Origin of the sequence: Parabacteroides sp. Y3-G-102 (assembly GCF_023656845.1) — a bacterium.
Lineage (GTDB): Bacteria > Bacteroidota > Bacteroidia > Bacteroidales > Tannerellaceae > Parabacteroides > Parabacteroides distasonis.
In genome coordinates, this window is the sequence record NZ_JAMOKU010000035.1 from 18,641 (window position 1) to 45,275 (window position 26,635).

A 26,635-nucleotide genomic window follows, 5' to 3' on the forward strand; every position below is an offset into this window, starting at 1 on the left:
AAGAAAGATTGTATGATGAGAAGAAACTTATATATACTGGCAATCGCTTCCCTCCTGTCCGGAAACTATATTTTCGCTCAGGATGCGGTGAAGCAATGGAGTCTGGAGGAGTGCATCCAATATGCCATCGAGCATAATATCGACTTAAAGCAAAAGGAGCAGGAACAGGAAAGCCGAAAGGTAGACTTACATACCAGCAAATACAGTTGGCTCCCGGCCCTAAATGGCAGTCTTGGACAGAGCTTCCAGTTCGGACGCTCCACGTCTAAATCCGGGGTGATCGTGGACCAGAACGCCGCCAACTCCACATTGGGGATCAATCTGGACATGCCTTTATTTGACGGGTTAAAAATACCGAACGATATCGCCGCCCGCAAACTTGATCTAAAAGCGTCTATCGAGAACTTGAATAAGGCGAGAGAAGACCTATCCATCAATATAGCTTCCTACTACCTGCAAGTACTTTATAATAAAGAGCTGCTGAAAATAGCGCGACTGCAAGTGGAACTGGACAAGGAGCAGGTGAATAAAACGGAGGCCATGGTGAACGCCGGAAAGGTGCCTCTTTCCCAACTGTATGATATCAAGGCCCAATTAGCGAAAGATGAGGTCACGCTTACCGAATCGCAAAACAATGTGAACCTCGCTTTACTGGATCTGGCGCAAAGTCTGGAACTAGAGCGAAGCGACCGGAATTTCGATATACAGACTCCTGTAATTGAAGATGCGGTGGCTGATAATATGAGCAGTATCCTACCTCCGGAAAACATTTACGACCATGCGGTTACGTTCAAGCCTCAGATCAAGGAACAACAGTATTTGCTAGAGAGCCAAAAGAAAATGTTGCGTGTCGCGCAAGCGGGCTATTACCCCAAGTTAAATTTCGGGGCTAGTTACAGCAATGGATATTATCATTCTACTTCCGGAGGTGAATTTGCCGATACTCGTTCCTTTAGCGAGCAGTTTAAGCAGAATGGGCAAAAGATCGTCGGATTCTCATTGAGCATTCCACTTTTCAACCGCTTCCAAGTACGCAATAGCGTTCGTACCGCAAGGATCAACATTATCAACCGGGAATTGCTGATGGAAAATACAAAGAAAACGTTATACAAGGAAATCCAGCAAGCGTACTACAACGCAACGGCTTCCCAAGAGAAATATACGGCTTCCGACAAATCCGTCACGGCGAGCAAGGAAGCGTTCAATTATGCCCAAGAGCGTTACAACGCAGGTAAAAGCACTGTCTTTGAATTTAATGAGGCTAAAACAAAATACGCGCAAAGTCTAGCGGAACAGGCACAGGCCAAATATGATTTTATCTTCCGTACGAAGATTCTAGATTTCTATAATGGCAACCCTATCCGTTTATAAACGTTAATTAATACTTCATTTTTTTCATTATACACACAAAGTTTAAGGGAAGATGGTCTTTATGGACATCTTCCCTTTCAGCATTCATTAATGCATTTAGTCTGCACAGAACTATGTTTAAAAGCATAATTAACAGATAGATAGCTAAGACCAAAAACCCTCCTGCCAGCTATCATAATGCAACAAGATCCCCAGTACAACTAAATTGAATTTGGCAATATCAATCAATATTATATTAGTTTTAGAATGTTTTATAACAGTTTGCTTTTTTATAATAAAAATTAGTATATTTGCGGCTGTGAATTTCTAGAGTCTTGGTATGTACATTTTTTTGATAAGTATTTTAACTGTAGTTCTGTGCAGACTATGGTCTCTCGAAAAAATAATGTGTGTCTAATTAACAAACAAATTCATTCTATGAAGCACAAATTAACGCTTGTACTACTCTCATTCTTTCTGGGAGTGCAGTGTATGGTCGCCCAGCAAATGAAGGTGACCGGTGTAGTGATTAATGAAGATGATGGGGAGCCTGTTATAGGTGCATCCATCGTAGTAAAAGGAACCACTATTGGAACCATTACCGATTTAGATGGTAAATTTGAGTTAGAAACTCAGAAAGATGCTAAGCTAATTATTTCTTATGTAGGTTTACGGACTCAAGAAACTACAGCTCAGCAAAACATGAGAATTGTTCTTTCTTCAGATTCTCAAGCTATAGATGAAGTTGTTGTCGTAGCTTATGGTACCGCAAAGAAAAGTTCTTTTACAGGTTCCGCATCCACGGTGGGTGCCGCTTTGATGGACAAACGTCCATTGAGTAACGCCCTCTCCGCATTAGAAGGAAACACTTCCGGAGTACAAATGACTTCCTCTATCGGACAACCGGGAGAAGCTGCTAAGGTAACGATCCGTGGTTTTGGTTCTGTAAACGCGGATAATGCTCCTTTATATGTAGTGGATGGCGCCATCTTCAGTGGTGATATCTCTTCTATCAGCCCATCTGATATCGAATCAATGACAATTTTAAAAGATGCCGCTTCTACATCTTTGTATGGATCTAGCGCAGGTAACGGTGTGGTTTTGATCACGACCAAGAAAGGTTCTACCAGCAGTGGCGCAGGTGTTACCTTGAGTATCTCACAAGGTTGGTCTAGCAGAGCTTATAACGATTACGCAAAAGTAGGTGTATACGATTATTATCCTTTGCAATGGCAAATGTTGAGAAACGCAAATATGTCACTCGGACAAAGTGCTGCCGACGCTGCCGCTAATGCTTCTAAAGATATTATCAACAAATTAAAATATAATCCTTTCGTAGGAATCGCCAATGACGCAATCGTGGGCACAGACGGTTTATTGAATCCATCAGCCTCGGCTTTAAAATGGGGTGAGGACCTTGATTGGGAAGATGCCGCTTACCGTACCGGACATCGCCAAGAATATAATGTAAGCTACAATACAAAAACAGAAAAGAGCGACACATATGCTTCCATAGGCTATCTGAATGATAAGGGATATATGATTAAGACAGACTTTGAGCGTTACAACGCACGCTTGAACTATAATATCTATCCAGTGAAATGGTTCAAGAGTGGATTGAATTTAGGTTTAAGTCGCACAAATTCCAATTATTCTACTTCTACTTCTAGCAACTCCGCTGGTTATGGTAACTTATCTCGTTTCATTCGTTCTATGGCACCGATCTATCCGGTACATAAGCATGATATTGAGACAGGGGCTTATTTGGATAAAGAAGGAAACGTAGTTACTGATCCGGCTTTATATACCTATGATTATGAAGGAGCCCGTATCTCCAGCAATGGACGCGACGGTATCGCTGAGGCCCTGTGGAACGATCGCTTGATGTCTACCACAAACTCTAGTGCCCGTACTTATGTAACGATCACTCCGATCGAAGGATTGAACTTAACAGTGAACTACGCATTTGACAATAAGGATGAACGCCGTAGAGTATATGAGAACCCAGAGGTAGGTGACGGAACCGCAGGACCGGGACGTTTGAACATCCGAAATAGAAACTACTTGACCCAGACTTTCAACCAATTGATCAATTACACAAAGACTTTTGGTAAACATAACATCGAAGCTTTGTTAGGCCATGAGAACTATAGCTACCGCTTCCAACATAACTATGGAATGAAGACCAACGAGATCGTTTCCGGAACATACGAGTATGGTAACTTCGTAAACGTAAGCTCAATGGAGTCTTACACACGCGAATATAAGAAAGAAGGATACTTCGCTCGTTTGAACTATGATTTCGATGATAAATATTATGTAACAGCCTCGTATCGTCGTGACGGTTCCTCTCGCTTTAGCAAGGATAACCGTTGGGGTAACTTCTGGTCATTCGGAGCATCTTGGCGTATCAGCCAAGAAGATTTCATGGAAAACTTGACTTGGGTGGACAATTTGAAACTGAGAGCATCCTACGGTGAAACCGGAAACGATGCCATCTATTATACAGATGATGACACACAACAGGATTACTATCCTTATCAAACCTTGTATAATTTGGGTATCAACAACGGTTCGGAAGCAGGTCTCTACTTCCCGACTATGGCAAACAATAATTTGAAATGGGAGACACAGGTTTCTACCGACGTCGCTTTAGAATTCGGATTGTTCGGTCGCTTAAATGGTACGGTCGAGTTCTTCCGTAAGGCCTCCAGAGACTTGTTATTCAATGTTAGCCAGCCGTTATCCAGTGGTGTCGAAAAGATCGTACAAAACATTGGTAAAGTTCGTAACCAAGGTGTGGAAATCGACTTAAACTACCAAGTATTAAAATCAAAAGATTGGAAATTATCAGTCGGCGCAAACGCTACATTCATCAATAATAAGGTGACTCGTCTGCCTGATGCCAACCGGAAAGATGGTATCATCAAAGACTCTAAGAAATTGATGGAGGGACATTCAATCTATGAGTTCTGGTTACGTCAATGGTGGGGTGTTAATCCTGATAACGGAGATGGATTGTATATCTTTGATGCCGAAAACAACACCGATGCGAATGGTAATATTAAAGATGCGGTAAAAAAGACACTTGTAGAGAAAGATGGTCAAGTATTGACAAACTCTTATAGCTATGCGAAATATGATTTCAGTGGTTCTGCCGTTCCGAAAGTATATGGTGGTTTCAATATCAATTTGAGCTATAAGGCATTCGACCTTTCTACCGTATTCTCTTATTCATTAGGAGGTAAGGTGCTTGACTCGAGTTATAGAGGATTGATGGATGTAGGTGAGTTCGGTTATGCGGTGTCACCGGATCTACATAACGCATGGACAACTCCGGGCCAGATCACAGATGTACCTCGTTTGGACAATAACTCAGGTCATGCGACTAGCATCGGACAATCCTATTCTACACGTTGGTTGACAAACGCAAATTACTTGAACTTGCGTACTGTAACTTTGGCTTACAACTTGCCTAAGTCTATCCTAAACGTTATCAACATCAAGAGTGCACGCGTCAATGTCAGCGCAGAGAACTTATTCATGTTGAAAGCCCGTCAAGGTCTGAATCCGCAAGCTAACTATGCCGGAGTATCTTACAATGAATATATGCCGGCTAAGAACTTTACGATCGGTTTAAATGTATCGTTCTAAATTCATAATACATCAAACAAAGGAAAAGATATGAAAAATATACAATTATTCAAACACATCGCAGCAGGACTGCTTCTAAGTGGCTCTCTGGTCGGCACAAGCTGTTCCAGCGATTATATGGATACAATCCCAACCGAGAACGTTTCATTCACGACAGTATCCACTTCGCTCGACAATCTTTATCTTGCACTGAACGGTATTCATCGTAAGATGGTATCTCAAGACTTAGGCAACCAAGGTTTGGGAGGTGAGCCCGGTTTCATCATCGGTCGAGAAGCGTTGGCTGATGATTTGACATGGGACACGCAGACTTGGCATCAAGGTTTCTTAAACTGGAGTTATCCAACGAACGCAACAAGTTCGTACAACTCCGGTGAGTGGGAAACTTATTATAAGTTCATTTTGAATGCAAACAACATCTTGAAAGCGTTGAATGATAACTTTAGCGATGAGTCAAAACTCACAGATAGCGAAAAAGCGCTTGCGAACCATATCAAGGGCGAGTGTTTGGCAATTCGTGCATGGAGTCATTTCAATCTAGTACAATATTATGCGAAACCATATCGTAACGGACAGGACAACTCTCAACCGGGAGTTCCTTATCGTACGAGTCCGGAAATCGAGCCTATGGCACGTAATACGGTAGAAGAGGTGTACACGAAGATTCACGGGGACTTAGACGAAGCGTTGAACTTATTGGCAGACTATGAGCCAAATGATAAGAATCATTATAGCCTAGCATCGGTTTACGGATTGAAAGCACGTGCTCTTCTGACTCAACAGAAATACGCAGACGCAGCTACGGCCGCAGTGAATTCTATCAATGAAGCAGAGAAAGATGGCTGTAAGATCATGTCTCAGTCTGAATTGATGAATGGTTTCGCTAATATCACTTCCGCTACGAAAGAGGCTATGTATGCCGCTATGACGCAGAATGACCAAACAGTTTATTTCTACTCTTTCTATGCGTATATGTCTTGGAACTTCAACTCCAGCTCTATCCGCACAGGTATCAAATGTATCAGCCAAAGTACTTACGACTTAATGTCGCCAACCGATCTTCGCCGTCAATGGTGGGATCCGACAGGAAAGGCAGAAGTACCCGCAACTTCTTACAACCAGCGTGTTTATCAGAACCGCAAGTTCACGGCACGCTCTACAGCTGATGCTGTAGGTGATTTTGCCTTCATGCGTATCAGCGAAATGTACTTGACAGCAGCCGAGGCTTTCGCTCGTTCCAATCAAGACGCAAAAGCAAAGGAATATTTGCAAGCCTTGTTGAAAGAACGTGATCCAGAGTACAAGGATTTGGGTAACACAGGCGCAAAACTAGCGGATGAGATCATGACACATCGCCGTATCGAACTTTGGGGCGAAGGTTTCCGTTGGTTCGACTTGAAACGTCTAGGTTTGCCATTGGATAGAACCGGTTCTAATTTTGACGCTACTTTCTGTGGCTTCTTGCACAAGGATCCGAATGCTGATGGCTGGATCTTCGAGATTCCAAAAAAGGAAACAGATTTCAACGACTTGATCGAAAAGAACTATTAACACTCTTTTTACGTTAACTTACATTAATCACAATCCCCAAAGTATACTTTAACAGGTTATCTTTGGGGATTTCTTATATCACTATTTATGAAAACAAATCATTTATTTTCAGCTCTGCTCTCTTTAGCGCTTATATGTCCTGGAATAGCGCAAGAAACACATTATCAACGTCCTCCTGCAGTTATCGAGGAAGTGGCCTTGGCCAAGCTTTCTCCTATCATCCGAATTAGTGATAACAATCAGTGGGCACTCCAGTTAGAGCGTTCCCCGTACCGGTCTATCGCCAAGCTTGCGCAACCGGAGCTTAAATTAGCGGGAATGCGTATCAGTCCCGAAACATTCAATACGAGCCGGCAAGCCGAATATACGGGTGCCAGTTTAATGAACATCGCTACTCAAGAAGAAATCAAGATAGAAGGAATTCCTGACAACGCAGTAATCACAGAAGCCTCATTCTCTCCTTCATCCAATAAGGTAGCTCTATTCGTGGAAGAAGCGGATGGCGTATACCTTTATATCTGTACCCCGGAACAGCCCATAGCGCAGAAAGTAAGTACCCGTAAAATCAACGCGACAAGTGGAGCGGAGATCTTATGGATTAGCGACAATGAGTTTATTACGCTTATGGTTCCGGGAAACAGGGGTAAGGCACCAAAGAAACCCACAGTTCCATCCGGTCCCATCATTCAAGAAAGTACTGGAAAGGTGATGCCCGCTCGTACCTATCAAGACTTGCTGAAAAATCCATACGACGAGCAATTATTCGACTATTATTTCACCTCCCAATTGGTACGTATAAAAGAGGGCATTGTGTACGAGATCGGAAAACCGGCAATCTACGGCAGTACGCTTTCATTATCCCCGGATAAATCTTTGTTACTTATCGCGACAGTTCATCGTCCGTATTCCTATCAAGTACCGGTATATAACTTCCCACAAAAGTTCGAGGTCATAGACTTACAAGGCAATTCCATTTATACGTTAGCGGATAATCCAACCGTCAATATTCCGATGGGATATGACACGACCTCGCCTTATCCCCGTCAATTCGGATGGAGATCGGATCAACCGGCTACCGTTTACTGGGCGGAAGCGCAAGATAAAGGAGATCCTAAGCAAAACAAGACCGATTTCATGGATATTATCTACCAAATAAGCTATCCGTTCAACAGCGAGAAACAGGAAGTCGCAAAGACAGAGAAACGTTTCCGCAACATCCTGTGGAATGACGATGCTTTCGCTTTATTGATCGAGACTTCCCGGGAGACTCGAAAAAACAGGACATTTACTTTTAAGCCTTGCTCTTCTGAGTCTCCGGTTCTATTATTCGATGTATCCACCGACGATAATTACAACAATCCGGGAAATCCACTTACGGTTAAAAATGCGTATGGCAAATATATCGTTTATACCAATAAAGCCCACAATGAGTTATTGATGCTTGCCCAAGGTGCCTCTCCTAAAGGGGATATGCCTTACCTTAGCCGTTACAATTTGAAAACAAAAAAGAACACGGAACTTTGGCGCTGCGAGGACGGATATTATGAGACCATCCTAAAGGTAGCGAATCCGGAAAAGCTTCAATTGATCACTTCACGTCAATCCATTACAGAACCAGCGAATCTCTGCTCTCGTGACTTGAAAAAGAAAAAATTCGCTCAATTGACTCATTTCGCCAATCCATATCCGGCCATGGCAAACGTTAGCAAACAAAAGATCAAGTATAAACGTGCGGATGGTTTGGATCTAACAGCGACCGTATACCTCCCTGCCGGATATGATAAAGCGAAGGACGGTCCATTACCTGTCTTAATGTGGGCCTATCCGAGAGAATATAAAAGCAAGGCCGAGGCTTCTCAGGTACGAGGTTCTCAATACATGTTTACGAATATCAACTATGGTTCTCCCGTCTATTGGGTTTTACGTGGATTCTGTATAATGGAAAATGTCGAGATGCCGATCGTTAGTACCAGTGAGGGAGCGGAGCCGAACGATGATTTCATTGAGCAATTGACAATGAACGCCGAGGCGGCCGTAAAAGTTATTTCCGAGATGGGTGTAGGTGATCCGAATCGTGTAGCCGTAGGAGGACATTCCTATGGAGCTTTCATGACAGCGAATCTATTAACACATACCAAACTGTTCAAAGCCGGCATCGCACGTAGCGGGGCTTACAACCGTACGCTTACCCCGTTCGGCTTCCAAACAGAGACCCGTACTTATTGGGAAGTACCGGAAATATATAATGCCATGTCGCCATTCATGTCTGCCGATAAACTACATGGAGCTTTATTAATCATACATGGTGAGATGGATAACAACTCCGGAACCTTTCCGATCCAATCCGAGCGCCTGTTCAGTGCCCTAAAAGGCCACGGGGCGATCGCACGTTATGTCGTATTGCCCTATGAGAGTCATGGCTACGCCGCCAAAGAGAACATATTACATCTATTGTATGAATGTGACCTATGGCTGGATCGTTACGTCAAGAACGCAAAAAAGTAAGTAGTACTGACTTTGTCAATGAAGTATATATCCTCTGACAGGAAAAGTATATTTCCTCTAACCAGTGAAGTATATCTTCTATGAGGAAGCCAGCCGGCAGCCACCAATTGCCCTAAAACAACGATGCCCATCGTAAGGAGTTAAGAATGCCCATCGTAAACTCCTTACAATGGGCATTCTTAACTCCTTATGATGGGCATTCAAAGAAAGCCCTATCTGAGATTCGTTTATTTTAGCAATGAACAAGGACAAAGATGATCCTTCTCGATATCCTTGAAATAGTTATAAGTACCTACCTTAAGATCCGCGCAAGCCGCCTCATCGCAAACAATGATTCCCTTCGGATGCAACTGCAAGGCGGTAATTGTCCACATTTGGTTCACGGCACCCTCAACGGCTTGTTGCAACGCACGAGCCTTGTTATGACCATTTACCATGATCAATACCTCCTTAGCGTCAAGAACCGTACCTACACCAACCGTTACAGAAGTCTTCGGAACTTTATTCACGTCATTATCAAAGAAACGGGAGTTAGCGATAATCGTATCTGTAGTTAACGTCTTGATACGAGTACGAGAACTCAAAGATGAACCCGGCTCATTGAACGCGATATGGCCATCAGGACCGATACCACCCAAGAACAGGTCTACGCCACCGACCGCTTTCATGCGAGCCTCATAAGACGCACACTCAGCCTCCAAATCCTCGGCGTTACCATTCAAGATATTTACGTTCTCCGATTTGATATCGATATGACTGAAGAAATTATTCCACATGAAAGAATGATAGCTTTCCGGATGATCTTTCGGAAGGCCGACATACTCATCCATATTGAAAGTGATCACGTTCTGGAACGATACGACACCCTGCTTGTTCAATTCAATCAGGTTCTTGTACATACCCAGCGGAGAAGATCCGGTAGGCAAGCCCAGTACGAATGGTTTTTCAGCGGTTGGATTCGCGGCTTTGATCTTCGCTGCTACATAATTGGCAGCCCATTTTGAGAGTTGCTCGTAATTAGGTTCGATAATTAATCTCATAATGTTATGTTTTTTAATTGAAAGTTGTATCAACTTTCTTGTTTATAAATTAGATTTGTCGTTAATTGTTTTCAATTTCCCAGCCATTTCCTTGCCCAAAGCTAAACACTCCTCGTATTTAGTAGCGCTTAAACCTTGCTTCTGCTCAACCGGCGTACCGACAGTCTCCCACTTCATCTTCTCGCCAAAAGCCGCCAAACGTTTCACGGCGGCTCCAGCCCATGTGAAAGACCCGAAATAACCGAAAATACGATTTTTCACTTCACGCAACTCGATCTTACTCAACACAGCTTCCACCTCCGGGAACAATTGATTGCTATAAGTCGGGCTACCTACGATCACTCCTTTATATTTGAACACATCTTTCAAAATATAAGAAGAAGGGCTTTTGCTAACATTATGCATCACGATATTCTTAATGCCATTATCAGCCAAAGAAGCGGCGATCGCCTCAGCCATCTGCTCCGTGTTACCATACATGCTGCCATAAATAATAACCACGCCTTCCTCACCTTCGTAGCGGCTCATACGGTCATAGATATCGATCGCTTTCGACGCATATTCACGCCAAACAGGTCCATGGGTAGAGCAAATCGTCTGGATATCCAAGCCCGAAAGCTTCTGTAATGCCCTTTGTACTGGACTTCCATATTTTCCGACAATGTTGGAGTAATAGCGAATCATCTCTTCCCAATAATGCTCCACATTCATCTCCGTATCGATCACACCACCATCCAATGTGCCATACGTACCGAACGCATCCGCAGAGAATACGATTTTATCCGTAACGTCATAAGTAACCATCACTTCCGGCCAATGCACCATCGGAGCCATATAAAATACAAGCTCATGACGACCCGTATTCAAGGTATCACCCTCTTTCACCTCAAACAAGCCTTCCTTGATGCCATGATATCCTTCCAGCATTCCGAAAGTCTTATTGTTTCCGACAATCTGTACGTCCGGATATTGCTGACGTAACAAACGGATACTACCCGCATGATCCGGCTCCATATGATTTACCACGAGATAATCCAAAGAACGTCCGTCCAAGGCATCCGCTACTTTTTTCAAGAAAATATCAGAGTAACAAACATCGACCGTATCGATCAATACGGTTTTCTCGTCTACGATCAAGTACGAGTTATAGGAAACGCCGTATGGCAACGGCCACATATTCTCGAAGAGGGCCTTTTGACGGTCATTAACTCCTACATAATAAACTTTATCCGCAATTTCTTTTAACTTGTACATCTTTTTTAATTGATAATTGATAATTGATAATTGATAATCACGAAGCGTGTGCTCTCTAATCTTCAATTTTCAATCTTTAATTTTCCATTTCTTAGTGCTCTCCAGACAAACCAGCACCCTGCCAAAACAAACGGGATACTTAGCCATTGCCCCATATTCAACATCATTCCAGCCTCGAAAGGCTCTTGGTCATTTTTCACGAATTCTATGAAGAAACGAGACCCGAATACGCATATCATAAATACGCCGAAGATAAGTCCTTGCTTTTTCCAAGCCTCTTTCTTGAAATATAGCCACATACAGATAGCGAACGTCACCAGATAACAAGCGGCCTCATACAATTGCGTCGGATGGCTCGGAGCGGTAAAAATAGGCTCCGCCCCCATTCTCCATGCGTGTAAATTATCGATAAAACGAAATCCCCAAGGCAAATCAGTGGAATGACCGTAAATCTCATGATTCATCAGGTTTCCCAGACGAATCATAGCAGCTACCAATCCTGTCGGAACCACCAACTTATCGAAAGCCCATAACATACTTTTATGGCTTACTCGCTTCGAGTAGAAATAAATGGCGATAATTATACCTAACGTACCACCATGGCTAGCCAAACCTCCCTCCCAAATCTTGAAAATCTCAATCGGGTTGGCTAAATAATATTCCGGCGCATAAAACAAACAATGCCCCAAACGGGCACCAATCACCGTACCGAGCATCGTATAAATCAAAAGGGAATCGATCCATGCGGGCGGCAGTCCCTCTTTTTTCCACATCCGCTCTACAATCATATAGCCAATAGCGAAACCAATCGCGAAAGCCAATCCATACCAACGAATCTCCCGGGAACCGATGGTAAAGATAGCGGGATCGGCAGTCCATGTAATAAAATCAAGCATAATTATTTCAGTTGGCAATTGACAATTGACAGTCGACAATCGCAAGTCAGGATTTCCCGAACTGTCAATTGCCTGCTGTCAACCATCAACTTATATTAAACGAGTCTTCTAATTAAGTTCTCTCTCTCGCCGTACAGCATATCGATTATCGGCAATTCGATCATCGTATATGCGCCCGGTTGTTGCTTCAAGCTCGCACGAGCGACAGAAACCAAGATTTGAGCGGTCAAGGCAGGGTTATTGATCTTCATATCGAATTCGATCAACTGGTTCTGAGTCTTGCCCGATACACCTTTACGAACCAAGTTCACACCATGTCCCATGTCCAACAAATTATCGACACATTCAACCTGCATTACATGAGTCTCATCATGAGCGAAATAATCATCCGCCTTGATAGCGGCAGACACTTGCTTGAAATCGTATCCGTCTTCCACCTCGATATAAACCATACGACGGTGTACACCTGTTCCCAAAGGAATCGTCATACTTAAAGCCGCTTTCACGCCTTCGATAGCCTTCACGGCAACCGTATGCCCCATACTCATTCCCGGACCGAAGTTCGTATAAGTAATACCTTTCGGCACCATCGCTTCTAACAAAGCACGTACCACTGAGTCGCTTCCCGGATCCCAACCAGCAGAAATTACAGCTACCGTATTATGAGCCTTCGCTACAGCGTCCAAAGAACGACGTAAATCCACGATACCTCCGTGGATATCGAAACTATCGACCGTATTGATGCCTAATGCCAGAATCTCTTTCGCATGCTCTTCCACGCTGCGTGTAGGAGTAGCCAAAACCGCTACGTCAACCTTATCTAACTTGGTGATGCTATCAGTAACCGTGTATGCCTTCAACTCGTCCGGAATATCATTCGGATTACGACGAATAATACCTGCTACCTCAAAATCCGGGGCAGCTTCAAGGGCCTCTAACACATATTTCCCGATGTTGCCATAACCTACGATGGCGGCTCTAATTTTCTTCATACTCTAGTTTTTACTTTTCAACCAACCGCAAAGTTAGATATAATTTAGAGCTTTAACAATAAGGAATACAGTTTTTATATCATTTTCAGAATGATATAGATCCTCACTCTTTCACGAATGAATCCGGATAGGTAGTAAGCTGCTCTACACCGGCTTTCGTACGAATCCAAGTCTTGAAGGTACGGGCTCCCTCGTTCAACTCGATCACACGTGCTCCATTTGGTATATGGATGTATTCCGTCGGACCACCCGTAAAACGACCGTAAGCCAATAATACGTCATACCAGCAAACCGCATAATCATCGTCATGATCATGGCCGACAAATACGCCCATCACGTCCCCGTTTTCCTTAATCGCCGTAAATAAGCCGGAATTCAAGGCCGGAGCGCATGCCTTTTCCCTACGTATGCCATAGAGTTGGGCATTCTCATCGGAAGACGCTTGATTAAACTCCGGCAATGCGATATGGAAGAAAGCCAAAGAAGGAACCGGCTCTCCCCCGTTATTCCGGGTAAACTCTGCGCTTTTCTTACAATACCAATCGATCTGGTCACGCTTAATATAATCGTATCCTTTTACCCCTTTGATAGTTGAATAGGTATTCGAGTCGATGCAATACAAAACGCAAGCATCCTTCTTACCATCGGACGAACGTACGGTCAAGGCGTAATTACCAACACCAGAGATTTCGGGGACCTCATCCGCCGTCAAACTATACGGTAGGCTTTCGGCTACTTTCAGCAACTCCTCTTTTGTCGCCCCCTGCTCATTATCATGATTTCCGAAAACAATGGAGAACGGTATTTTACGGTCGGAGACTGTCTTCAATACATTCCGCATATTTTCCAACGCAGGTTTGCTATAGATAATATCTCCCGTAAAAATCACCAAGTCCGGTTTCTCGTCATCCAACACTTGGTTCATACGCTCAAAAGCGATGTCCGAGCGAGGGTCTTGCCATTTTACATGCAAGTCCGTAAACTGTACAATCTTAAACTTCTTATCCGGATTAAACTTCAACCCCGGTTTCTGGGCAAATCCCAAAGAACTCAAGCCGGCGGCCAATAACAAGGCCCCGGCAAACATCCACTTTCTCACACTCATCAAATCTCGTGTTTTTTGTAATTAATAATTATTTATTCCTTTCCGAAACAAGCGTCGAACGCATGTGCGGAAGGTTGGAAATCCACTCTCTTCACCAATTCGCAAGATTCCCGTGCCCCATGTTCCCGATCCATAGCGCTATCTTCCCATTCCACGGAAAGCGGACCTTGATAGCCAATTGAATTCAAAGCACGGATAATCTCCTCAAAATTAATCTTTCCTCGTCCTAAGCTACGGAAATTCCAATATCGGCGGGGATCGCCGAAAGTAACATGACCGCCAAATATACCCACCTGCTTGGGGGTATCACTCCAATATACGTCCTTCATATGCACATGAAAGATACGCTCCGGAAACTGATAGATGAAATCCACATAGTCCACCCCTTGGTATCCTAGATGACTCGGATCATAGTTAAAACCGAAAGCAGGATGGTTATTTACCGCCTCCAATGCTCTGCGTGCGGAAAAAGTATCGAACGCGATCTCTGTAGGATGTACCTCCAACGCAAAACGTACACCCAGTTTCTGAAACTCATCCAAGATGGGCGTAAAGCGACGGGCGAAATCATCATACCCCTTTTGTATCATCGCGTCCGTTACCGGAGGGAAAGAATACAAATAATGCCAAATAGAACTACCCGTAAAACCTACAACCGTATCGACTCCCAGCATCTTTGCCGCATGAGCGGTCCGGATCATCTCCTCGGTAGCCCGTTGGTGAACCCCTTCCGGATCGCCATCTCCCCAAATATAATCCGGCAAGATCGCCTTATGGCGCTCATCGATATTATCGCAAACAGCCTGTCCTACCAAATGGGTAGAGATCGCATAAAGCCGTAAGTCATATTTCTTTAACAGATCCTTGATTCCTTGATAATAAGCCGTATCCGTACGTCGGACATCCACATGATCGGGAAGTCCCAATTCCACACCGTCGTATCCGAATTCTTTCGCTTTTTGACAAACTGTTTCCAGTGATAAATCTCCCCACTGGAGGGTATACAATGTTACAGGACGTGCCATAATAGTATTATTTTTAGTCGATTATTTTTATCCATTTATTCTCTGTCGATCCGGTAGCTACAATCGTCTCGATAAACCGCATGCCACGGACACCGTCTTCGGCGGAAGGGAAATCCAAGGTCTCAAGAGCCGGTTCCTCACCAGCCAGAATCGATTGCAAAGCCAAGGCGAAATTCCGATACAAATTAGCGAATGCCTCTATATAGCCTTCCGGATGCCCGCCCGGTGTACGGGAATTATGAGCGGCGATACCCGACATATATCCATTGGAAGTACGGACGATCTCCACCGGACGATCCGGCCAACGCATAACCATCGTATTCGGTTCTTCTTGACGCCATTCCAACCCACCTTTCTCTCCATACACACGAATATTCAAGCCATTCTCTACACCTACGGCGATCTGGCTAGCGGTCAGCACCCCTTTCGCACCTCCCTCATAACGGATCAATGCCGCCCCATCGTCATCCAAAAGACGATCCGGCACGAAGGTATTCAATTCACCGCATAATTCCACGGCCTTCAGCCCTGTTATATATTCCGCCAGATTAAACGCATGCGTCCCGATATCCCCCATGCAACCGGCCTTGCCCGACCGACCGGGATCCACCCGCCAAGCCGCCTGCTTATTAACATCAGCGCAGTCATTATATAGCCAGCCTTGAGGATATTCCACATAAATACGGCGTATCTTACCTAAATCCCCCCTGCGTACCCTTTCCCGAGCCTCCTTCACCATCGGGTAAGCGGTATAGGTATGAGTCAGCATAAACAATTTTCCGGTTTCCTTCACTTTGTCACGTAATTGTTTCGCCTCATCCAAGGTATATGTCATCGGTTTATCCAGCACGACATGAAAACCATGTTCCAACGCCATCATGGCCGGACCGAAATGCACATGATTCGGGGTAACAATAGACACAAAATCCATCCGTTCGCCTTCAGGCAGGGCGGCCTCTTTCTCTATCATTTCCTGATAAGATGCGTAAATACGATTATCCGGTAAAAATAAAGATTGTCCGGTAGCCAATGAATTCTCCGGGCGAGAACTGAAGCATCCACAGACCAACTCGATCTGTCCGTCTAAATTAGCGGCGATACGATGAACGGCCCCGATAAACGAGCCTTGTCCTCCACCGACCATTCCCATTCTGATTTTTCGTTTCATGGTATTATTCCGTTTTATTAAACTAAGGTAATTACATTGTTGATTCACAAAGCTATGAAAAATAACCCTGCGTACGCCAATTTAACAGCTTAATATTTTTTAATTCACAAAATATATCGTTCCTTTGCGTCAAACATTTACCAAAAATATCAACTATGAAGAAAAATGAATTAGTGGCTATCGCCTGTCTGCTTTGTTTTTGTTGTTGTAATGGAACGGAAAAGGAAGTACCTAACCCCGACCTACAAGAGGAATTATCACCCATACAGTTTACGATCGATTTACAAAAGGAAGTATTACCCTTCCCCGTAACCAAGAGTATTCCCGAGCTGAATATCCCTGAGCCTATTCCCCAAAATCCCGATGCCGAGGAAGATCCTTCTACACCAGATATCGATCCGGATAATTTATACAACCGGATCGATTATATCGTATACCAAAGCGGAAAACCGGACATTCTGGTAAAACATAAGCAATTCACGCCTCAAGATCCGGATTTCACGATCATTTATGATTCACTGCCCTCCGGCGACTATCATATTTGTTTCCTAGCCCACTCAGACAAGAATATCTCCGTGTCCGGACAAACCGCACTATTCAGTAAAGTCTCAGATACGTTTCATCTTTTTCTCACCCAAGAAGTACAAACGGGAGAAAGAATCATTAAGGATATCACCTTACAAAGAATCGTCGGTAAAATAGAGTTCATATCCACCGATGCCGTACCTAAAAACCTAAAAAGCTTCACGATAAATGTCTCCAATTATCAAAACAAGATTGACTTAACCACCGGGAATGGCATTTCTCAAAACACGCCTTATACACAAACCGACACTTTTAACGACACTGATATCGGGAAAACAAATTTCTCCCATTCCTTCTTCACGTTTATCCCGGCTCCGGAATTCATGCTCAAAGCACACCTCTCGGCCAAAAATCAGATAAATGAAGTAACCCGGGAAAGAGAGGTTAATGACATCCTGCCTCTCAAAAATCACATTATTCGTTATACTGGGATTCTCTACACCCCGAAGGAATCAGACGATACCTTCACCCTTGATATATTAAACGGTGGCAAATGGGATAGCCCCATCGACAAAGATCTAAAAGATTAATACAAAGCCGGTGTGCCAAATTTGACACACCGGCTACCTTTTTCCTAACCTTCACACTTATTTTGCGTCTTCTATCTTGAAGAGAGCGTTAAATCCCGTCAAACTAAAGGTCTCACGAACCACATTCCGCATACCGATCAAACGTAAAGACCCTTTCTTGGCAGTCGTCATTTTTTGTAATATTAAAAACAATCGGAGGCCCGCACTACTCACATATTCCAAATCAGAACAATCGACACATACTTTTACTCCCGGATTCTCCCATACCGGCAAAACCTTTTCCTCGCATTCGCGAGCCGTATTCGTATCCAATCTTCCTTTGATCTTAATTACAGTCTCTTCACCTTTTTGGTCAATAACTACTTCCATATCTTTATATTTTATTCGGTTATTTTTTTCTTCATGATAAAGACATTCCGCTCATCTACTCTCTGATAAGAGACCTCATCCATAATCTTCTTGATCAAGAAAATACCCAACCCTCCGATTGGACGGTCTTCGGCAGATAAAGTAATATCAGGGTCTTTTCTTAAAGTCGGATCGAAAGCAATCCCATGATCTATCAAAGTCACGATCAATTCCCCACCTTCCCTGACCAACGAAATGTCTACGGCATCCTCAACATCTCCCTTATACGCATAAAAAATTATATTTGAGACAGCTTCTTCCATCACCAGATTCAGGCTCATCATGAAAGCGGTGCTTAATCCCAATTCTTCTCCAGCTTCCTCCAAGAACTGATTCATCATGGAAAGCTCATGAATATCGTTCTTAATGCGTAATGTTTTTTGCATATATCTGAAAATTTTGCGCTAAAGATATAAAAAAAAGAAATATCCTTTCCTTAAATTTGTATCTTTACCTCCGAATAGTATTTAAAGGTATAGAGTTATGGCTAAAAGATATTTAATAAACATATTCTTATTGATCGCCGTCTTATGCGGGTTCAGTAGTTGCGAGGAGGATCCGTATTATGATCCGTATGAGGAAATCACCTATGATTTATGTAATTATGTATGGACTGATTGGTTTGTCGTAGACGGTTTAGATTGTGAGCAGCAACTTACATTTAATCCGGATGGGAAAGGATGGGATACAAGAATTTATCATTACCCAAGCGGACGCATAGATCGAGAGGAAATTCCATTCTACTGGGACTGGGACAATTACTATACCGATATACTTTATATGGACTATGAAGACGGCCAGACGGTCTTGAAGGACATATGGATAAGCGGCCGAACTTTTGAATGTCAATACAATGGCGAATGGGTGACGTTTAAAGCCTATTAAATGATACTCACCTCTGTTGCGATCATATTAAGGGTATTATCGAATCCGCTTGGTAATGTTTTCCAAAAGCAATTAACCAATCGGTATAACCACCCTTTATTAATCAACTTCTTGACATTCCTACTATTGAGCGTATTCTGTATCATCCCGGCGATCCAAGTTCGCTGGCTTGAGTTGCCTTTCGAATTCTGGAAATATTGTATTCTAGCCGGAATCGTGGGAGCTACCGGGAATGGATTCTTAGTAAAAGCTTTACAATGCGGGGATCTATCGGTACTGGGCCCCATCAATTCCTACAAATCCGTAGTAGGTATTATTGTCGGTATCTTCTTATTAGGGGAGATCCCGAACCTATGGGGTATCGCAGGAATGTCACTGATCGTATATGGGAGCTATTATGTTTTGGATACGATGGATGAGCATTTTTCCTTGGCTCTTTTAAAACGGAAAGAGATTCAATACCGGATATGGGCTATGGTCCTTACAGCTATCGAGGCGGTCTTTATCAAGAAAATCATCTTATATTCATCCACCACCATCTCGTTCATTGTTTGGTGTTGGTTTGGCGCGATTTTCTCTTTCGCTCTTTTATTCGCTTTCAAGGTCCATCTTGTCAAAGAATTCAAGCGAATCAAAATACGGGATATTTCCTCCTACTTTTATTTGGTCCTTTGTATCGGCACCATGCAATACACCACCAATTACGTATTCGATCATATGGAGGTAGGTTATGCGTTAGCCTTGTTCCAACTCTCTACGATCGTAAGTATCTTCTTAGGATACCGTATATTCAAAGAGGAAAATATAACGAAGAAATTGATTGGCTCCGTTATCATGGTAGCGGGATCGGTCATGATCATCTTATTAAAATAATACATTGAGCTTATTTACAGATCAACCGTTCTATCTTATCCTTAAGCGGAAATAGATCTGTTTGAATGGTTCCCCACACTATCTCATCCCGAATCTGATAATACCCATGCACTAACACATGGCGCATGCCTATGACCTCATTCCATGCGATCTCTTGATGTTCCTCCCGAAATTCCTTTGTAATCAAATAAGCCGCCTCCCCTATAATCTCCAAATTCTTGATGACCGCAAAACGCAATATCTTGTTCCTGGAATACTCCTCAAAAGTCACATCTGTCGTGAACTCAATGACATTATTTATCGCCTCCAGCATATGCCGTAGACGTGTATTGTCTTTAGGCTTCTCTCTCATATACCAATATTTTATCCCGATCTACAGAAGAAACGGCAAAATCCTTCAATTGTCCTTCCTCCACCAAATCAACCTTACGATGCAACAATTGGCTTAGAGCTTCCACCATACCCGCATACTTGAATAATGTAATACGAGCGTGGGAGTCAAAACGAACCAGAATATCAATATCGCTATCCTTCGTCTCCTCTCCACGTGAACAGGAACCAAACACCCATGCTTTCTCTATTGGTTGCAAAGAGAAAAAGCCTCTTAGCTTATTAATTATCTGTTGTTTCATCTTTTAGTGATTACCTTGCGCAAATATAAACAATATTCTCACCACAAGAAACAACCTGCAGTAAGAAAACGCTTATTTTATTTACTCTCTCTTTATACAAGAGACAAAAAAACGTTTAACAATAAGGAGATCAACTTACTTGTTTTGACCAAGTTTGATAAAAAAGAGAGGAAATAAAAGTAGTCTCGCCGGGAATCGAACCCGGATCTAAAGTTTAGGAAACTTCTATTCTATCCGTTGAACTACAAGACCAACTCTTTTGAGATTGCAAAAGTATAATCTTTTCCTCAAATAGGCAACCGTTATCGGATGTTTTTCCCGCCTATCCGGAAGCTTCTCATTATTTCCGAAAAAACATGTACGTGTTTCCGGAAAAACATGTACGTCTTTTTCAAGAAACACGTACGTGTTTTCAAGAGCTAATATAACATCAAATAGATCAATCAAATAAGCTTTGCATCACCGATAACGATTTGATTTCCGGAAAATCCGGGAGATGTAGACGGTAATACTCAAGAATACGATGAATAATACGGACCCGCTCTTGCCGGGAAAAACCATAAAGCGACATATTCTCAAAACTGATACGCAGCAAACGGGAAAAGAAAGCGCTCTCCACCTTATTTAAATAATGCCGATGCATCGGGATATGATCCGTAAACACCCCATTCAACATATCGAAATAATATCCCACCCTATGCGATTCCATATTCGGGAAAATACCGAGATGGTGGAGAAGACCTAACAAGAAAACCATATGAAAATTAGCGATACCCTTATCCGCATACTCCAATAGATGTATGGACTCGTATAAATAATCAAATAAACGGGGATCCGACTCCGTATCTTTCACGACCCTAAAAAGAACCTCCGAGAGGAAAAGCGCCAATACATTCTTAACCGGATCACAACAAACATCATTCAGCGGAAAACAAATGCGGGTCTCCTTAATCCGGTGCAAGTCCCGCTTATTCAAGTGCTCCACCTCCATTTCCAGAACGGACAAAGGTATAAACAAAGCCTTCGACACCGTGCTTTTCTTCCCACGGCTACGACTAACCAGATACGAGGCCCGGCCAAACGCCTCCGTATACATATATATAATAGAATATTTATCATTGTAAGGGATCGTATGCAAGACAATCCCCCTCGTTTTACACAACATAATTCGTATCTTTGCGACGATGATTAAGAACAAAGATACTCAAATTAACGTTATACATATAATTAAAGTATAGAATTATGTTGGACTTAACGACCCCTTCTTTATTATTTTCCGCCATATCATTGATATTGTTGGCCTATACGAATCGCTTCCTTTCATACGCCAGCGTAGTGCGTGCCTTGAAAGAAAAGCATCAGCAAACCCATGACCCCAAGGATATCGCCCAGATAGCGAACCTGCGGAAAAGGCTCTATCTGACCCGTTCCATGCAAATATTAGGAATACTCAGTTTGCTGCTCTGCGTGATCGCTATGTTCTTCATTTATGTATCGTGGCAGATTTTCGCCGCATGGATATTTGGCATAGCCTTATTGCTATTAGCGGCGTCGTTATGTGTATGTATCTGGGAAATAAATATTTCCGTTAAAGCCTTGGAAATTCATCTGGAAGATATAAGTTCTAAAGAGAAGTTAAAACAGTGAGTAGTATTAAATTTTCCTTCGAAATGTTTTGCCAGTTCGGAGAGATCGTCTATCTTTGCACTCGCAATCGGGAAATCACTTTCTTAGAACGCTATAAGTGAGAGCTTTGACATTTTGGCCCATTCGTCTATCGGCTAGGACGCAAGATTTTCATTCTTGAAAGAGGGGTTCGATTCCCCTATGGGCTACAATAAACAGGATTAAAAAACAATAAAGAGAAGATCTAGAAATGGCAAATCATAAGTCATCAATCAAGAGAATCAGACAGACAAACGCAAGACGTTTGCGTAACAGATATTACGCAAAGACAGCTAGAAACGCTATGAAAGTTTTGCGCGCTACTGAAGACAAGAATGAGGCACAAGCTTTATTCCCTAAGGTATGCTCTATGTTGGATAAGCTTGCAAAAAAGAACGTTATCCACAAGAACAAGGCCGGTAATCTGAAATCTAAGTTGGCTAAGCACGTTAATGCGCTAGCATAAGCAGAAGGTAATTACTTTTACAAGTATAAAGCCGGACTCTCAATAAGCCCGGCTTTTTTAAACCTAATGGCCCATTCGTCTATCGGCTAGGACGCAAGATTTTCATTCTTGAAAGAGGGGTTCGATTCCCCTATGGGCTACCAATCAAAAGGAGAGAGATAAGTTTATGGCTTATCTCTCTCCTTTTTTACTATACCCGTCCTTTTTTCGCTATTTTCACATCCCCCACTTCGCTATCTCGATAAAAATCACTACATTTGTTAGATTTTTTTGAGGACATAGATAATTACAGATTTTAAAGAAAGATAAACTCATGAGTGAAGAAATTAAGAATACTTCTACAGAGTACTCCGCAGATAGTATTCAAGTACTTGAAGGGTTAGAGGCAGTACGAAAAAGGCCATCCATGTATATTGGCGATACCAGCGAGAAAGGTCTCCATCACTTAGTGTATGAGGTCGTAGATAACTCCATAGACGAAGCGCTAGCCGGATATTGTACATACATCGACGTGGTAATCAATGAGGACAACTCGATCACGGTTACCGACGACGGCCGTGGTATCCCCGTGGATATTCATGAGAAAGAAGGTAAATCAGCCTTGGAGGTAGTACTGACAGTGCTGCACGCCGGCGGTAAGTTCGACAAGGGAACCTATAAAGTATCCGGTGGTTTGCACGGTGTGGGTGTATCTTGCGTAAACGCCCTCTCTACTTATCTGAAAGCGGAAGTTCGCAGGAACGGCAAAGTACATATGCAGGAGTTCTCTTGCGGAAAGCCGTTGCACGACGTACAGGTTATCGATAATACGGATAAAACAGGTACTACGATCTCTTTCAAGCCGGACGGTTCTATCTTTACGGTCACGGAATACAAGTATGATATCTTGGCTACCCGTTTGCGTGAATTAGCGTTCTTGAACGCAGGTATTACGCTACGTCTGACAGATAAGCGAGTTCTGAAAGAAGACGGTTCATTCAAGTCCGAGGTATTCCATTCGGATGAGGGATTGAAAGAGTTTGTCCGCTATATCGACCGTTCTAAAGAGAAACTGATTCCAGACGTAATCCATATCGTTACCGAGAAGCAGGGTATCCCTGTCGAGGTGGCGTTAACTTATAATACTTCTTACAATGAGAGCGTATTCTCTTACGTAAATGATATTAACACGATAGAAGGTGGTACACACTTAGCCGGTTTCCGCCGTGGCCTGACCCGTACGTTGAAAAAGTACGCCGAGGATTCTAAATTATTGGAGAAAGCCAAGGTGGAGATTCAAGGGGATGACTTCCGTGAAGGTTTGACCGCCGTTATCTCTATCAAGGTAGCCGAACCTCAGTTCGAGGGACAGACAAAGACGAAGCTGGGTAATAGCGAGGTTACCGGTGCAGTGGATATGGCGATCGGTGAGGCGTTAGGCTATTATTTGGAAGAACATCCGAAAGAGGCGAAAATAATCGTCGACAAGGTGATCTTGGCCGCTCAAGCCCGTCATGCCGCTCGTAAGGCTCGCGAATTGGTACAACGCAAATCTCCGCTGACAGGAGGTGGGCTTCCCGGTAAATTGGCGGACTGTTCCTCTAAAGACGCGTCGATCTGCGAATTGTTCCTTGTCGAGGGAGACTCCGCAGGTGGTACGGCTAAGCAAGGACGCGACCGTAACTTCCAAGCGATCCTACCATTGCGCGGTAAGATCTTGAACGTGGAGAAAGCGATGGATCATAAGATCTTCGAAAGCGAGGAAATCCAGAACATCTATCGCGCGATGGGCGTAACCGTCGGTACGGAGGATGACCCGAAAGCGTTGAACATGGAGAAGCTGCGTTACCACAAGGTGATTATCATGACCGATGCCGATGTGGACGGTAGCCACATCGCCACATTGATCTTGACCTTCTTCTTCCGCCGTATGCGTTCCTTGATCGAGAACGGATATGTGTATCTGGCGACTCCTCCCCTCTATTTGTGTAAGAAAGGTAAGGTTGAGGAATATTGCTGGACCGAGCAACAACGTCAGCAGTTCATCTTAAAATATGGAGGAGGCAACGAGAACTCGATCCATACACAACGATACAAAGGTTTGGGAGAAATGAACGACCATCAATTGTGGGATACGACCATGAACCCGGAAAACCGTACGTTAAAGCAAATCACGATCGACAACGCAGCCGAGGCTGACCAAATCTTCGCCATGTTGATGGGTGAAGACGTAGGCCCTCGCCGCGAGTTTATCGAGGAAAACGCTACATATGCTAACATAGATGCTTAAAATCATGAAAGTCCGTCGTCCGAATCTAGAGGCCCTATACAAAGAAGTTGATAATTATATACCGGCTAAAGAAAGCCTTCAACCTCCCCGAATAGGAATATCCGCTAACCGGAGAGACGGACTTTCCTGTATAGCCGAGACCTACGTGCAAGCCGTGCTGGATGCGGGGGGAGCCCCGGTACTTATCCCGGTGATCACGGATCTGAAAGCATTGACCGTACTGGTTTCCGAACTAGACGGATTGGTTATGAGCGGGGGTGGAGACATCAATCCGCTCTATTTGCATGAGGAGCCTATCCCGCAATTGCAAGACGTAGATACGCTACGTGACGAATACGATTTGATCTTGCTTCGCTTGGCCGCTAACCGACAAATTCCGATCATGGGTATTTGCCGAGGGCATCAGATCATGAATGTAGCGTTCGAAGGAAGTGTCTATCAAGACATCCATTCACAAGCCGATCACCCGCTATTGAAACACAGCCAGACATTGGCGCGGGAATATCCGTCGCATACGGTAACTCTCGAACCGGGAACGAACCGGTTACGCGCTATTTTCAATGGAGAAGAACAAATCCTTGTCAACTCTTTCCACCATCAAGCGGTAAAAGAGGTCGCCCCCGGATTTAGGGCGACAGCGACCGCCCCGGATGGAATCAATGAGGCTATGGAACATACGGAGAAAACGATATTCGGCGTACAATGGCATCCGGAGGCCATGGCTCCGCAAGGGGATGAGGCCATGAAAGCCCTATTCGCTTACCATATCGAGAATGCCCGCCGTTTCGCGAAAGCCAAAGCGATCCATCAACGGATCGTGACGATCGATTCCCATACAGATACCCCGATGATCTTTCCCGGTGAATTTAATATCGGGGAGAAAGAAGGAGGGAAAGTGAATCTTCCTTTTATGGAAGAAGGGCGTATCGACGCAACCTTTATGGTCGCCTATATCCCGCAAGGTAAACGAGATGAGGCATCCTTACAGGCAGCGACAGCGTATGCGATAGAACGGCTGAATCAAGTAAAACGCCAGCAAACCTTACATCCGGACCGGATGGCTATAGCGACTACCCCCCAAGAGATCCGAACAATCAAAGCGCAAGGGAAAAAAGCGATCTGCCTCGGTATCGAGAACGGGTACGCTTTAGGGAAGCAGATCGAGAACCTACGGATGTTCAAGGAGATGGGAGTTTCTTATATCACCTTATGCCATAATGGGGATAACGATATTTGTGATTCCGCTAGAGGAAAACAGGAATGGAAAGGACTAAGTCCTTTCGGTAAGGAAGTGGTAAAAGAGATGAACCGATTAGGAATCATGGTTGATATCTCGCATGCGGCGGAAAGTACCTTTTATCAGGTAATGGAAGTGAGCGAGACGCCAATCATAGCCTCCCACTCTTCCGCACGTGCGCTTTGCGATCATCCTCGTAACTTAACAGATGATCAGCTGAAAGCACTGGCTGCTCAAGGAGGTGTCGCCCAAATCTGCCTATACAAAGGATTCATCAATAAGGAAGAGGACAAAGCTTCTTTAAGCGACGCTATCCGCCATATCAATCATATCGTGGATTTAATCGGTATCGATCATATAGGAATCGGCTCGGATTTTGACGGAGACGGGGAACTGATCGGTTGCTCGGCTACCAACGAGTTGATTAACATTACCGTCCGACTTTTAGAAGAAGGATATACGGAAGAAGATATACGGAAAATATGGGGTGGAAACTTGCTAAGGGTTATGACCGCTATACAAGATTTCCCAAACAAATAGCAAAC

23 protein-coding genes and 3 tRNA genes are annotated in these 26,635 nt (G+C 43.6%); 13 read left to right on the plus strand and 13 right to left on the minus strand.

The genetic code is table 11. The annotated features are described in order from the left end of the window. Positions 1 to 12: 12 nt before the first annotated feature. From NBH16_RS16495 to NBH16_RS16510, 4 genes are all read left to right on the plus strand, one after another. The gene (locus NBH16_RS16495; RefSeq protein WP_122382470.1) at positions 13 to 1,371 is read left to right on the plus strand and encodes a TolC family protein; all 1,359 of its coding nucleotides are present in this window, start codon (positions 13 to 15) and stop codon (positions 1,369 to 1,371) included. A gap of 417 nt (positions 1,372 to 1,788) precedes the next feature. Next, positions 1,789 to 5,004, plus strand: a complete 3,216-nt coding sequence (locus NBH16_RS16500) for a SusC/RagA family TonB-linked outer membrane protein (RefSeq protein ID WP_121960642.1) — start codon at positions 1,789 to 1,791, stop codon at positions 5,002 to 5,004. A gap of 30 nt (positions 5,005 to 5,034) precedes the next feature. Next, positions 5,035 to 6,555, plus strand: coding sequence for a RagB/SusD family nutrient uptake outer membrane protein (locus NBH16_RS16505; RefSeq protein WP_048927167.1), 1,521 nt, complete (start codon positions 5,035 to 5,037; stop codon positions 6,553 to 6,555). An 87-nt stretch (positions 6,556 to 6,642) separates the two neighbouring features. After that, on the plus strand, positions 6,643 to 9,060 hold the full coding sequence (locus tag NBH16_RS16510) for a prolyl oligopeptidase family serine peptidase (RefSeq protein WP_250788884.1): 2,418 nt from the start codon (positions 6,643 to 6,645) through the stop codon (positions 9,058 to 9,060). A gap of 227 nt (positions 9,061 to 9,287) precedes the next feature. Here the strand turns inward: NBH16_RS16510 and nagB are convergent, their stop codons facing one another. The 7 genes from nagB to NBH16_RS16545 all read right to left on the minus strand — a co-directional run bounded on the left by nagB (position 9,288) and on the right by NBH16_RS16545 (position 16,540). Further along, entirely contained in the window at positions 9,288 to 10,100 is an 813-nt protein-coding gene (gene nagB / locus NBH16_RS16515) for a glucosamine-6-phosphate deaminase (protein ID WP_250788885.1), read from the minus strand. 42 nt (positions 10,101 to 10,142) lie between these two features. Further along, entirely contained in the window at positions 10,143 to 11,354 is a 1,212-nt protein-coding gene (locus tag NBH16_RS16520; protein ID WP_005867620.1) for an FprA family A-type flavoprotein, read from the minus strand. 62 nt (positions 11,355 to 11,416) lie between these two features. Further along, positions 11,417 to 12,250: a prolipoprotein diacylglyceryl transferase gene (lgt, locus tag NBH16_RS16525; protein WP_005859327.1), complete on the minus strand. Its 834-nt coding sequence runs from the start codon at positions 12,248 to 12,250 to the stop codon at positions 11,417 to 11,419. Positions 12,251 to 12,345: 95 nt separating this feature from the next. Continuing rightward, positions 12,346 to 13,242, minus strand: coding sequence for a diaminopimelate dehydrogenase (locus NBH16_RS16530; protein WP_005867618.1), 897 nt, complete (start codon positions 13,240 to 13,242; stop codon positions 12,346 to 12,348). A 103-nt stretch (positions 13,243 to 13,345) separates the two neighbouring features. Beyond that, a complete protein-coding gene (locus NBH16_RS16535) occupies positions 13,346 to 14,347 on the minus strand; it encodes a metallophosphoesterase family protein (RefSeq protein WP_083434096.1) in 1,002 nt (333 codons plus the stop codon). Positions 14,348 to 14,379: 32 nt separating this feature from the next. After that, positions 14,380 to 15,372 (minus strand): sugar phosphate isomerase/epimerase family protein, encoded by a 993-nt coding sequence (locus tag NBH16_RS16540; protein WP_005859333.1) that lies wholly within the window; start codon positions 15,370 to 15,372, stop codon positions 14,380 to 14,382. Between the two features lie 13 nt (positions 15,373 to 15,385). Continuing rightward, on the minus strand, positions 15,386 to 16,540 hold the full coding sequence (locus NBH16_RS16545) for a Gfo/Idh/MocA family protein (protein WP_048927165.1): 1,155 nt from the start codon (positions 16,538 to 16,540) through the stop codon (positions 15,386 to 15,388). Between the two features lie 155 nt (positions 16,541 to 16,695). Here NBH16_RS16545 and NBH16_RS16550 point away from each other — a divergent pair, with 155 nt between their 5' ends. Further along, positions 16,696 to 17,655, plus strand: a complete 960-nt coding sequence (locus NBH16_RS16550) for a hypothetical protein (protein ID WP_250788886.1) — start codon at positions 16,696 to 16,698, stop codon at positions 17,653 to 17,655. 57 nt (positions 17,656 to 17,712) lie between these two features. Here NBH16_RS16550 and NBH16_RS16555 read toward each other — a convergent pair whose 3' ends face one another. Beyond that, complete coding sequence (locus NBH16_RS16555) at positions 17,713 to 18,024, minus strand: STAS domain-containing protein (protein WP_005859339.1); 312 nt, start codon at positions 18,022 to 18,024, stop codon at positions 17,713 to 17,715. Between the two features lie 11 nt (positions 18,025 to 18,035). After that, on the minus strand, positions 18,036 to 18,449 hold the full coding sequence (locus NBH16_RS16560) for an ATP-binding protein (protein WP_005859341.1): 414 nt from the start codon (positions 18,447 to 18,449) through the stop codon (positions 18,036 to 18,038). A 97-nt stretch (positions 18,450 to 18,546) separates the two neighbouring features. Here NBH16_RS16560 and NBH16_RS16565 point away from each other — a divergent pair, with 97 nt between their 5' ends. Continuing rightward, on the plus strand, positions 18,547 to 18,948 hold the full coding sequence (locus NBH16_RS16565) for a hypothetical protein (protein WP_008772763.1): 402 nt from the start codon (positions 18,547 to 18,549) through the stop codon (positions 18,946 to 18,948). Then, on the plus strand, positions 18,949 to 19,821 hold the full coding sequence (locus NBH16_RS16570) for a DMT family transporter (RefSeq protein WP_048927163.1): 873 nt from the start codon (positions 18,949 to 18,951) through the stop codon (positions 19,819 to 19,821). Positions 19,822 to 19,831: 10 nt separating this feature from the next. On the opposite strand, the gene NBH16_RS16575 is transcribed toward NBH16_RS16570, so the two are convergent. The 4 genes from NBH16_RS16575 to recO form a co-directional block, all read right to left on the minus strand. Beyond that, the gene (locus NBH16_RS16575) at positions 19,832 to 20,173 is read right to left on the minus strand and encodes a HepT-like ribonuclease domain-containing protein (RefSeq protein WP_008772765.1); all 342 of its coding nucleotides are present in this window, start codon (positions 20,171 to 20,173) and stop codon (positions 19,832 to 19,834) included. Then, entirely contained in the window at positions 20,157 to 20,453 is a 297-nt protein-coding gene (locus NBH16_RS16580) for a nucleotidyltransferase family protein (RefSeq protein WP_005865085.1), read from the minus strand. Before NBH16_RS16580 ends, NBH16_RS16575 begins: the two co-directional genes overlap by 17 nt. 180 nt (positions 20,454 to 20,633) lie before the next feature. Further along, positions 20,634 to 20,705, minus strand: a tRNA-Arg gene (locus NBH16_RS16585). A gap of 187 nt (positions 20,706 to 20,892) precedes the next feature. Beyond that, the gene (recO, locus tag NBH16_RS16590; protein ID WP_048927162.1) at positions 20,893 to 21,618 is read right to left on the minus strand and encodes a DNA repair protein RecO; all 726 of its coding nucleotides are present in this window, start codon (positions 21,616 to 21,618) and stop codon (positions 20,893 to 20,895) included. Positions 21,619 to 21,695: 77 nt separating this feature from the next. On the opposite strand from recO, the gene NBH16_RS16595 reads away from it, so the two are divergent. From NBH16_RS16595 to NBH16_RS16620, 6 genes are all read left to right on the plus strand, one after another. After that, positions 21,696 to 22,100 carry a DUF2721 domain-containing protein gene (locus NBH16_RS16595; RefSeq protein ID WP_005867604.1) on the plus strand — a complete coding sequence of 135 codons (405 nt, stop codon included), beginning with the start codon at positions 21,696 to 21,698 and terminating at the stop codon, positions 22,098 to 22,100. Positions 22,101 to 22,216: 116 nt separating this feature from the next. Beyond that, positions 22,217 to 22,288, plus strand: a tRNA-Glu gene (locus NBH16_RS16600). A gap of 41 nt (positions 22,289 to 22,329) precedes the next feature. After that, positions 22,330 to 22,584 carry a 30S ribosomal protein S20 gene (gene rpsT / locus NBH16_RS16605; RefSeq protein ID WP_005859369.1) on the plus strand — a complete coding sequence of 85 codons (255 nt, stop codon included), beginning with the start codon at positions 22,330 to 22,332 and terminating at the stop codon, positions 22,582 to 22,584. Between the two features lie 68 nt (positions 22,585 to 22,652). Continuing rightward, positions 22,653 to 22,727, plus strand: a tRNA-Glu gene (locus tag NBH16_RS16610). Between the two features lie 170 nt (positions 22,728 to 22,897). Then, complete coding sequence (gene gyrB, locus NBH16_RS16615; protein ID WP_012056068.1) at positions 22,898 to 24,853, plus strand: DNA topoisomerase (ATP-hydrolyzing) subunit B; 1,956 nt, start codon at positions 22,898 to 22,900, stop codon at positions 24,851 to 24,853. Then, on the plus strand, positions 24,846 to 26,630 hold the full coding sequence (locus NBH16_RS16620; RefSeq protein ID WP_122377512.1) for a gamma-glutamyl-gamma-aminobutyrate hydrolase family protein: 1,785 nt from the start codon (positions 24,846 to 24,848) through the stop codon (positions 26,628 to 26,630). The genes gyrB and NBH16_RS16620 overlap by 8 nt, the downstream gene beginning before the upstream one ends. Positions 26,631 to 26,635 lie beyond the last annotated feature (5 nt).